Genomic DNA, 11126 nt, shown 5'->3' on the forward strand with positions numbered 1-11126 from the left:
ATGCTTTATTTACTGTACGAATGGTTAAAAGACTTTGATATTCCGGGATGGGGCATGGTCCCTTACATCTCCTTTCGTTCGGGAGCTGCGGTATTGACTTCCTTGCTTATTACTCTGGGGTTTGGGGGCAAGCTGATCAAGTATTTGCAGCTGAAGCAAATTGGAGAAGACGTACGCGATTTAGGCCTCGAGGGGCAGATTCAAAAAAAGGGCACACCCACGATGGGAGGCTTGATTATTTTAGCTTCCATTATCATCCCAACCTTGCTGTTTGCCCGCTTGGATAATATCTACATTCTGTTGATGCTGATCACCACAGCATGGCTTGGTTTGATTGGTTTTGCCGACGACTATATCAAAGTGTTCCGAAAAGACAAGGAAGGCTTGGCGGGAAAATTTAAAATTCTGGGACAGGTGAGCTTGGGGATTCTGGTGGCATCCACCTTGTATTTCTCTGATGAGGTGATTGTCCGCGAAAAAGTGTTGGGCGTAAGCGGTGATTTCAAAAAGGAGATTGTGGTAGACATTGAAACCGGCATGCAGGAAGTACGGTTTATTACCAACGATGTTAAATCGACGCGTACAACCATTCCATTCATTAAAAATCATGAGTTTGATTACGCCTGGCTAGTGCCGTTTGCTGGTGAGCACGGTGAATTCTGGCGATGGTTGATCTATGCTCTGGCCATTATCCTGATCATTACCGCTGTGTCGAACGCAGCCAACCTGACCGATGGGATCGACGGTCTGGCGACCGGAACTTCGGCCATCAGCGGGGCTACGCTTGGAATATTAGCCTACGTGAGTGGGAACATTATTTATGCCGACTACCTGAACATCATGTACATACCTAACATTGGTGAATTGACCGTATTTATTGCTGCCTTTATTGGTGCTACTGTGGGCTTTTTGTGGTATAACTCATACCCGGCTCAGGTATTTATGGGCGATACCGGAAGCCTTGCGCTGGGTGGAATTCTGGCTGTTTTTGCAGTCGCTATTCGTAAGGAAATTCTGATCCCTTTGTTGTGTGGAATTTTTGTGCTCGAAAACTTTTCGGTGGTCATCCAGGTGGCTTACTTTAAATATACCAAGCGGAAATACGGGGAAGGAAGAAGGGTTTTTCTGATGAGCCCCATTCATCATCATTATCAGAAAAAAGGCATTCCCGAAGCCAAAATCGTCACCCGCTTTTGGATTGTCGGAATCATTTTGGCTGTGCTTACCATTGTCACCCTTAAAATGCGTTAACAATGGGGAGCCGGGTGGTTGTCATAGGAGCAGGAGAAAGCGGTGTCGGGTCAGCCATACTGGCACAGAAGCATGGCTTTGAGGTTTGGGTGACCGATGCTGGGAAAGTGCAAGAGAAATACAGAGACGTTCTAACCAAATATGGGATTCTTTTTGAAGAAGGAAAGCATTCTAAGGATCGTTTGCTTAATGCCGATTTGGTCATTAAAAGCCCGGGCGTTCCGGATACTGCACCTTTGGTTGTCAAGCTGAGAGAAGTCGGCATTCCGGTAGTTTCCGAAATTGAGTTTGCCGGCCGTTACTGCAAAGCCAAAACAATTTGCATTACAGGAAGCAATGGCAAAACCACCACGACCATGCTGACTTATCACTTGCTGAAAACAGCAGGTTTGAATGTTGGCCTGGCAGGAAATGTGGGGCAAAGCTTTGCCTGGCAGGTCGCCGAAGCCGACTTTGATTATTACGTGATTGAACTGAGCAGTTTTCAGCTGGATGGTATGTATACATTTAAGGCAGATATAGCCGTCTTGCTGAATATCACGCCGGATCATTTGGATCGGTACGACTATCAGCTGCAGAACTACGTGGATTCTAAATTCCGGATTTTACAGAATCAGACCCCGGCCGATTTTTTCATTTATGGTGCCGATGATCCGATCATTCAAAAGGAATTGAAAAAACGAACAATACCAGCCATTGGTTTGCCTTTTGGCTCGACACAAGCTCCGGAAAACGGGGCGGGAATTGAAGATGAGAAATTAGTGATCAACTGGAAACAAAAAACATTCAATATGTCAATTTTTGATATTGCTTTACAAGGAAGACACAACACCTACAACTCCATGGCCGCCGGTCTGGCCGGGATGGTGTTGAACATCCGGAACGAAAAAATCAGGGAAAGCCTTTCTGATTTCAAAGGCGTGGAACATCGCCTCGAACGTTTCCTGAGGGTTCATGGCATTGAGTTTATCAACGACTCAAAAGCCACCAACGTAAATTCAACCTGGTACGCTTTGGAAAGCATTAATAAGCCTATCGTATGGATTGCCGGAGGTGTTGACAAAGGAAATGATTACCTGGCGCTTAAGAACTTGGTAAAACTCAAGGTGAAAGCAATCATTTGTCTGGGTGTGGACAACAAAAAGATCATGGAGGCGTTTGCAGACATTGTTCCGGATATTATCGAAACACAGGACATGACTGATGCTGTGCGTTCGGCATACTATCTGGCTAAAAACGGTGAAACCGTGCTGTTGTCTCCGGCCTGTGCCAGCTTCGACTTGTTCGAAAATTATGAAGACCGCGGGCGACAGTTCAAGAACGCGGTAAGGGAATTATAAACTCGTCATTGGTATTTTAAATTGGAAACTGAAGATGAACTTTTCACTGGGTAAAATATTAAAGGGTGACCGGATCTTGTGGGTGGTGCTGGCATTTTTGTCCATCGTATCACTGATGATTGTATACAGTGCAACCGGACGACTGGCTTATCGCGAGGCTGGTGGAAATACCTTTTATTACCTGAGCAGGCAGTTAATTTTCCTTTTCCTGGGATTTGGCTTAATGGCGCTTTTGGTCAACGTGATTCCGGTAAAATTTTATACTTACATCGCCCCGCTTTTGTTATTTGTTACCATTGGAGCTTTGCTGGCAGCAATTGTTCAGTATCGGTTAACACCTGGAAAACCCACCCCGCGTTCGCTCGACTTGGGATTTCTGAGCTTCCAGCCAGCGGAGCTGGCCAAAATTTCGTTAATGATGTTTGTAGCTAAAATCCTGGCCAAACGTCAAACATCAAAAGAGGATCTAAAAAAGGCATTTTACTGGGTAATGGGAGTAAGCTCCATCGTATGCGGCATTATCTTCTACGGCGACATTTCTACGTCAGCCCTGATTTTTGGCAGTGTCATGGTGTTGATGCTCATTGCCCGAATTCCTGCCAAATTTTTGTTGATGACCGTTGGAACCGGATTACTTCTGTTGATGTTACTATATTTTACAGCTGACTATCTACCTGACTCGGTCGGACGTGTTCACACGTTCAAAGAGCGTATTGATGATTTTGTGTACGGCGACGATCAAGCCTCTCTTGGGACAACCCAGGCCGATTATGCCAAACTTGCGATTTATGAAGGCGGAATGTTCGGAAAGGGCCCGGGAAAAAGTGAAGTGAGTAATTACATGGAAGCAGCCTACAACGATTTCATCTATGCCATTATCATTGAAGAATATGGCTTGCTTGGAGGTTTCATTGTTGCTATGCTGTACCTCATTCTCTTATACCGAGGCGTGGTCATTGTCCGGCGTTCAAACCGGACTTATCCCGCGTTTTTAACCGCGGGCTTGGTGTTGCTGATTGTTTTTCAAGCCACTATCAACATGGCTGTTTCTGTGGGGGTAGCCCCGGTTACCGGACAGCCAATGCCTTGGGTGAGTATGGGAGGAACGTCCATGTTATTCACAGCAATTTCTTTTGGCGCGATCTTATCAGTCAGTTATCACAACCAGCGAAACAAAGTAGTTGTTGAACCACCGGTAATGGTTGACATGCCGGATGAAGATGAGGAACTGTAAAATGAAAAAGTTAAAAGTAATTATCAGCGGCGGCGGCACCGGAGGGCATATCTTTCCGGCGCTTGCTATTGCCAATGAACTAAAGGCCCAGGTACCTGAGGTCGATATCCTTTTTGTTGGAGCAAAAGGAAAAATGGAAATGGAACGGGTTCCTATGGCTGGATACCCGATTGTGGGCTTGCCGGTGATCGGTCTTCCCCGAAAATTATCGTTTAAACTAATCCATTTCCTTTGGTCGCTCAATAAAAGTATGATTGAGGCGCGGAAGATCATCCGCGGTTTCCGACCCGATGTAGTTGTTGGTGTCGGCGGATTCGCCAGCGGCCCCGTATTGAAAGCGGCCGCCCAGAAAGGTATACCCACTATTTTGCAAGAGCAGAACTCCTATGCTGGCAAAACCAACAAGTGGCTTTCAAAACGGGTGAAGAAGATTTGTGTAGCCTATCCCAATATGGAACGTTATTTTCCGAAATGGCGGATTGTGCTTACCGGAAATCCTTTTCGCCAGAACCTGTTGAATCAGGTTGACAAAAAAGAGGCCTGTCAGTTTTTCGAACTGCAGGAAGGCAAGCCGGTTATTTTGGTGATGGGGGGCAGTTTAGGTGCCCGAACATTGAATGAAAGCATCCTGTCGAACCTTGACTTACTGGATCAATCCGGCGTTCAGATTATTTGGCAATCTGGCTCATTTTATCATAAGGCAATACTGGAGCGATTTAATGGGAAGTTGCGAAAAAATATCCACCTGATTGAGTTTTTATCGCGGATGGATTTTGCCTATGCGGTCGCTGATTTGGTCATTTCGCGGGCAGGAGCAAGTACCATTTCTGAAATCTGTTTGTTAGGGAAAGCATCGATTTTAGTGCCTTCGCCCAATGTGGCTGAAGACCATCAAACCAAAAATGCCATGGCTTTGGTTGAGAATGAGGCTGCAATCATGGTAAAAGATGGCATGGCAGTAAAAAATTTGTTCCCCATTGCGCTCGAATTGATTCAGGATGAAGAACGACTGAAAAAATTGTCGGAAAACAGCTTAAAAATGGCTAAGCCGAACGCAACGAGCGACATTGTTAAAGTGATTCTAAATGAAGTGAATAAGTAAATGAAAGGTCTGGCACATATCAAACAGGTTTATTTCCTCGGAATTGGTGGAATCGGGATGAGTGCTTTGGCGCGCTATTTTAAACATGCCGGCTTCCTGGTGTCGGGTTATGACCGCACAGAAACCAAACTCACACGTGAGCTACAGGCCGAAGGGGTTGATGTGCACTACGATGACCGGCCGGCATGGCTTGCCGGCCATTTGCTGCCGGGCGCCTGTTTAGTGGTTTATACGCCGGCGGTTCCGGCCGAACTTGGGGAGCGTATTTTTGTCGAAACGAATGATATTCCGATGAAAAAGCGCTCCGAAGTGCTCGGCATGATTTGTTATGAATTAAATTGCTGCGCGGTAGCCGGAACGCACGGGAAAACGTCTGTTTCGACCATGTTGGCGCATATTCTGCACACCTCGGTTTTGGGATGCACCGCCTTTTTGGGAGGTATTTCAAAAAACTACCAAACCAACTTGTTGCTTGATTCAGCAAGCGAATGGGTGGTTGCCGAGGCCGATGAGTTTGACCGTTCTTTTTTACGGCTATTTCCAAACCTGGCCGTCATCACTTCAATGGATGCCGACCATTTGGATATTTACGGGAACCAGCAAGCGATCATGGATTCATTCAATGCCTTTGCCCGGCAGGTGAAAGCAGGTGGTTCCCTCGTTGTAAAAAAAGGACTGCAAGTCACTGAAGATCCGAATAAAAACATCAGCTATTACAGTTACTCGTTGAATGAGCAGGCTGATTTTTATGCTGAAAATATTGAATTGGACCATGAAGCATACCAGTTTGATTTGGTTCATCCAAATGGACGAATTGAAGGTATGCGACTGAATTATCCAGGCCTAATGAATGTGGAAAACGCCATTGCAGCCTCGTCGCTGGCTTTGCTTGCCGGTGTTCATTCCGAAGAATTATTGTTGGCACTGGCAGCCTACCAGGGAGTAAAACGCCGTTTCGACATTCAATATCGAAGCGAACAGTTCATCCTGATTGATGACTATGCCCACCATCCGGAAGAGCTAAAAGCGACCATCGCATCAGTGCGTGCCATGTTTAGTGGACGAAAAGTCACAGGGATTTTCCAGCCGCACCTTTTTAGCCGTACGCGCGACTTTGCTGATGGCTTTGCCCGGGAGCTTGATCAGCTGGACGAAATTATGTTGCTGGATATTTATCCTGCTCGCGAAAAACCAATGGAGGGAGTGAATTCTGAATTGATCTTCCACCAAATAAAAAACAAGAACAAACAACTCATTACCAAAAACGAATTGCCTGAACTGGTCGAAAAGCTGGACGCAGGCGTGATATTGATGATGGGAGCCGGCGATATTGACACCTTGGTAGAGCCGGTGAAAATGAAGTTAATGGAAATTGAACATGTTTAAGTCGGTCGTTAATATTGGACTCTTTGGTTTGCTGATCACGCTGGTGATGATCGGTATGGCTTTTTCGTCCGGCAGGCTGGCCAAGGTCAATTGCGATGAACTGGTGGTGCTGATCGATGACGATTCGCCCCGGTTTATTGACGAAGATGAAATAGCCCGTTTGGTGAAGAAAGCGGACAGCAAGCTGTTTGAAAAGAAACTGAATGAAATCAATACGGAGCAGTTGGAACATGAACTAAAGAAGGAAACAACAATTCGGGAGATAGAGATTTACCGGCGGATCACCGGAGAGGATATGGACTTCAAAGGGAAGTTGATCGTTGAAGTATCACAGCGTGATCCGATTGTCCGGATCAGGAATGAAAAGGAAGATTTCTACCTTGATCGCGAAGGGGTTCGGATTCCTGCAAGCCAGTCATTTACGAGCAACGTGCTGCTGGCCAACGGACATCCTGACGAGAAATACGCCAGGGAACAACTGTTGCCACTGGTGATTTTTATTCATGAAAATGAATTTTGGAATGCCCAGATCGAGCAATTGCAAGTGAGTAAAGAAGGGGAAGTGATCCTGTCAACGCTGGTTGGTGACCAGTTGATTGAATTTGGAAAACCTTCGGACTACCAGCTTAAATTAAGGAATCTGAAAGCGCTTTATGAGCAGGCATTTCCAAAAATGGGGTGGAATCACTATTCGAAAATAAACTTGAAATATACCAATCAGGTGGTCTGTACAAAAAAATAGCGAATATGGGCAAGAGCGGAAAAATCATAGCAGCAGTGGATGTCGGCACAACCAAAGTCGTGGTAGTTGCCGGCAGAAAGAGTGAGGATGGTAAGATTGAAATTTTAGGTTACGGGAAAGCGCGATCCATGGGGGTAAAGCGTGGCGTAGTGCTGAACATTGACGAGGCCTTTTCTGCGATTCACGAGGCAATTCGGCAGGCCGAAGATGCTTTTCAAGGTGATATTGAGGAGGTATACGTCAACATTGTTGGTCAGCAACTAAAGACGCTGAGCAATCAGGCTGAACGTTACATTGGGGAACGCCGGATCGTATCTGATGAAGATGTGGATAGCTTGTTTCAACAAGCGAAAAAGATTGAATTGCCCGCGGGCTACAAAATCTACCACGCAGCACCGCAGTTGTTTACCATCGATCATGAATCAGGCATCCCAAATCCAGTAGGTATGACTGGCGAAAAGATGCAGGCGGAGTTTAAATTAATGGTTGCCCCTGAAGTGTACGAAACCAACCTGAAACTTTGTTTTGACCGCGCCGGAATAACCATCCGCAAAACAATGATTGATCCGCTGGCATCGTCTGAAATTTTACTTTCAGACGATGAAAAAGAGGCTGGTGTCGTCTTGCTCGACATCGGTGGCGGAACCACCAAAATGGCCATTTACCACGATGGCGTTTTGTGCTACTCTTCGCTTATCCCTTTTGGTGGCAATGTTATTACGCACGACATCAAGGAAGGATGCACCATTCTGGCGCGCCAGGCCGAATCACTGAAAGTACAGTTTGGACAGGCAATGGGCGATTTTGCCCCCGAAGATCGAGTGGTAACCATACCTGGCATTTCAGGTTGGGAGCCGAAAGAAATTTCATTTAAAAGTCTGGCCTTTATTATTCAGGCTCGGATGGAAGAAATTATCGAAGCCTTTTTCTTTCAGATTGAAAAATCGGGCTACATGGACAAGGTAGGAGCCGGAATTGTGCTCACCGGAGGAAGCGCGTTGTTGCCCAACCTGGGGCAGTTGATCAAATTCCAAACGGGATTGGACGTCCGCAAAGGCATTCCGCGCCTGAAGCTGGGTGAACAATGGAAAGAGTTGGAAGACCCCAGGAATGCAACGGTTTTAGGCTTGCTGTTGACTGCTCTGAATGAAGTTGAAAACGATGAACCGGCGAAAGAGTTTTTCTTCAAACCGAAGAAAAAGAAGACACACTCAACACAGCCCGGTTTTTTCTCTCAAATGAAAAAAGAGGTAACCCGCCAGGTTACGCTGTTTTTCGAAGATGAACAGGATACGGAAATGTTTTAACCAATAAAAAAATCCCCGGATATGACGGAGGACATCTTAAATTTTGGATTTCAGGAATCAAAATCATCGATTATCAAAGTGATCGGGATTGGTGGTGGCGGCTGCAATGCCGTGAATCACATGTTTGGAGAAGGGATTGAAGGCGTTGACTTTTTGATTTGTAACACAGATGCCCAAGCCTTACGCAACAGTCCGGTCCCGATTAAAATTCAACTGGGTGTTACGCTGACAGAAGGTCGCGGTGCCGGAAACCTCCCCTTGCAGGGCGAACAGGCAGCCATTGAAAATCTGGATGATATTCGCAGTGTGCTGGAGGGAACCACCAAGATGCTTTTCATCACCGCTGGCCTAGGCGGTGGAACAGGAACCGGTGCTGCTCCGGTGATTGCTGAGCTCGCCCGTGAACTTGACATTTTGACCATTGCCGTAGTGACCATTCCGTCGCCGGCTGAGGGGAAACGCCGCTTTCAGCAAGCACTTGAAGGGGTTGAAAAACTGAAAAAGCAGGTGGACAGTTTGCTGGTTATCAGCAACGAGAAACTGCATAAGATTTATGGTGATCTGCCGGCGTCTCATGCCTTTAAAAAAGCCGATAATATTCTTGGAACGGCAGTCAAAGGCGTGGCGGAAATTATCACCTTGCACGGAAACATTAACATTGACTATGCCGATGTGCACACCGTGATGGCGGGCAGCGAAGTATTCATTATGGGAACCGGTATTTCAGAGGGTGATGGCCGTGCGATGGACGCTGTCATGAAAGCGCTTGAATCTCCCTTGCTGGATAGCAACGACATCAAAGGAACCAAAGATATTTTGTTGAATATCACATCAGGTGATGAAGAAATCCGGATGGGTGAAATTGGAGACATCATCGAATTCTTACAGGAAAAAGCTGGACAGGACGCCAATATTATCTGGGGTAACAGCTTGGATAAACGCCTCGAAAACAAGGTGAGTGTTACCCTGATTGCCACGCGCTTCGACAAAAATCCAAACAGCTTGCTTCAGGAAAAGAAACCCAAAGAAGAAGTACTTTTTGAAGAGCAAGCCATTGATATAAATCTGGAGGACGAGGAAGAAGATTTTGCAAAGATCTTCGAAAATGAAATGCAAAAACAACCGCAGAAGGCGGAAACGATAAAACGAACAACCAATTCCCGAAAACAAAAAGCAAAGAGCAGAAGGGAGCTGGTCTCTGAACAAACCCAGGAAAGTGGGACGACCGATAGCTGGTTTCAACGCCAGTTTAACCGCTTTTTTGAGGATCAGGATGAAGAAATTGAAAATTAATGATTAAGAACAGAAAAGTCTATGTCAAGCGATATAATGAATTTCGATCTAAATAAATCTTCCGAAGAAATCATCAAGGTAATTGGTGTTGGAGGCGGCGGCGGAAACGCCGTAAACCACATGTTTCAACAGGGAATAAAAGATGTTGGTTTTATGCTGTGCAATACCGATGAGCAGGCTTTGCGAAACAGTCCGGTCCCCCTGAAGTTACAGCTGGGCGAGTCGCTCACCGAAGGGCGTGGTGCGGGAAACAAACCTGAAATCGGGCGTGAAGCAGCCATTGAAAGTATCGATGAAATTAAAAAGACGCTGAAGTCAACCACCAAGATGGTTTTTATTACAGCCGGAATGGGCGGTGGAACAGGAACCGGAGCGGCTCCGGTGATTGCCGAAGCCTGCAAGGAACTCAACATCCTGACGGTAGGAATCGTCACGCTGCCTTTCCGGAATGAAGGGCGCCGACGCATTAAACAGGCCATTGATGGCATTGCCGAAATGGAGAATCATGTCGACTCGTTGCTTGTAATCAACAATGAGCGGATTCGGGAGATGTACGGCGATTTTAAGATTTCGGAGGCTTTTGCCAAAGCCGACAACGTGCTGACCACGGCCGCAAAAGGAATTGCTGAGATTATCACTGTTCCCGGTTACATTAATGTGGACTTTGCCGATGTGGAAACGGTGATGCGCAACAGTGGCGTCGCGGTCATGGGATCGGCAAAAGCTGAAGGCGAAAACCGTGCGCTGCGGGCAGTGGAAGAAGCTCTGAATTCTCCCCTTCTGAATAACAACGACATTAACGGAGCGCGCAATATTTTGCTGAATATTACTTCGGGAAGCGAAGAAGTGACGATGGACGAAATTGGAGCAATCACTGATTACATTCAAGCCAAAGCCGGACACGATGCCGACCTGATTTGGGGAAATGGTGTGGATGAAGCTCTGGGGCACGAGATCTCAGTTACGATTATTGCCACTGGATTTAGTGTGAGCAGTATTCCTGAAATGATGGCCGCCCGCAAGGTGGAAAAAACCTATCACACGCTGGTTGATGAGCCGCAACCAACACCACCGGTTCGACCGAGACCCGAAGTTCGTGTACCCTCTGCAGGAGGTGAAACAAAACGGGCAAGCATTAACCAGCAGTCCATTGAGTTTGAAATTAACAAGCCAATGGACGAGTTTGATGAATTGTACGGCAAAGCCAATTCAGCCGATCCTAAAAAGGAATACTCCGTCAAGCTGGACTATTCCTCCTCATCGGACGAAGAGGTGGACGAGCTGGAAAACATTCCGGCCTACCGCCGCAAGAAGGTGAACATTCAAAATATGAAAAAGAAGTTTGAAGAAAAACTGTCGCGCTTCTCACTTTCGCCCGATGACGAAGATAACACCAAGTTGCGGGACAATAACTCATACCTGCACGACAAGGTGGATTAAGAGGGTGAGAAGATCGGGTGGTGAGAATGAG

General features: G+C 46.5%; 9 protein-coding genes. All 9 read left to right on the forward strand.

Annotated elements, in window-relative coordinates:
• From mraY to ftsZ (AAC033_RS04120), 9 genes are read left to right on the forward strand one after another with little or no spacing between them, the layout of a single operon-like run.
• Positions 1–1251, forward strand: a complete 1251-nt coding sequence (gene mraY / locus AAC033_RS04080; protein WP_339735673.1) for a phospho-N-acetylmuramoyl-pentapeptide-transferase — start codon at positions 1–3, stop codon at positions 1249–1251.
• 2 nt (positions 1252–1253) lie between these two features.
• Entirely contained in the window at positions 1254–2591 is a 1338-nt protein-coding gene (gene murD, locus AAC033_RS04085) for a UDP-N-acetylmuramoyl-L-alanine--D-glutamate ligase (protein ID WP_339735675.1), read from the forward strand.
• A 34-nt stretch (positions 2592–2625) separates the two neighbouring features.
• Entirely contained in the window at positions 2626–3825 is a 1200-nt protein-coding gene (locus AAC033_RS04090) for an FtsW/RodA/SpoVE family cell cycle protein (protein ID WP_339735677.1), read from the forward strand.
• A gap of 1 nt (position 3826) precedes the next feature.
• Positions 3827–4927: an undecaprenyldiphospho-muramoylpentapeptide beta-N-acetylglucosaminyltransferase gene (murG, locus tag AAC033_RS04095; RefSeq protein WP_339735679.1), complete on the forward strand. Its 1101-nt coding sequence runs from the start codon at positions 3827–3829 to the stop codon at positions 4925–4927.
• The gene (gene murC / locus AAC033_RS04100; protein ID WP_339735681.1) at positions 4928–6313 is read left to right on the forward strand and encodes a UDP-N-acetylmuramate--L-alanine ligase; all 1386 of its coding nucleotides are present in this window, start codon (positions 4928–4930) and stop codon (positions 6311–6313) included.
• Positions 6306–7055, forward strand: a complete 750-nt coding sequence (locus AAC033_RS04105; RefSeq protein WP_339735683.1) for a hypothetical protein — start codon at positions 6306–6308, stop codon at positions 7053–7055. The genes murC and AAC033_RS04105 overlap by 8 nt, the downstream gene beginning before the upstream one ends.
• Before the next feature lie 5 nt (positions 7056–7060).
• On the forward strand, positions 7061–8362 hold the full coding sequence (ftsA, locus tag AAC033_RS04110) for a cell division protein FtsA (protein WP_339735685.1): 1302 nt from the start codon (positions 7061–7063) through the stop codon (positions 8360–8362).
• 21 nt (positions 8363–8383) lie between these two features.
• Complete coding sequence (gene ftsZ / locus AAC033_RS04115) at positions 8384–9655, forward strand: cell division protein FtsZ (RefSeq protein ID WP_339735687.1); 1272 nt, start codon at positions 8384–8386, stop codon at positions 9653–9655.
• 21 nt (positions 9656–9676) lie between these two features.
• Positions 9677–11095 (forward strand): cell division protein FtsZ, encoded by a 1419-nt coding sequence (ftsZ, locus tag AAC033_RS04120; RefSeq protein ID WP_339735689.1) that lies wholly within the window; start codon positions 9677–9679, stop codon positions 11093–11095.
• The last annotated feature ends 31 nt before the right edge of the window (positions 11096–11126 follow it).

It is taken from the genome of uncultured Sunxiuqinia sp., assembly GCF_963974515.1.
Taxonomy (GTDB): Bacteria; Bacteroidota; Bacteroidia; order Bacteroidales; family Prolixibacteraceae; genus Sunxiuqinia.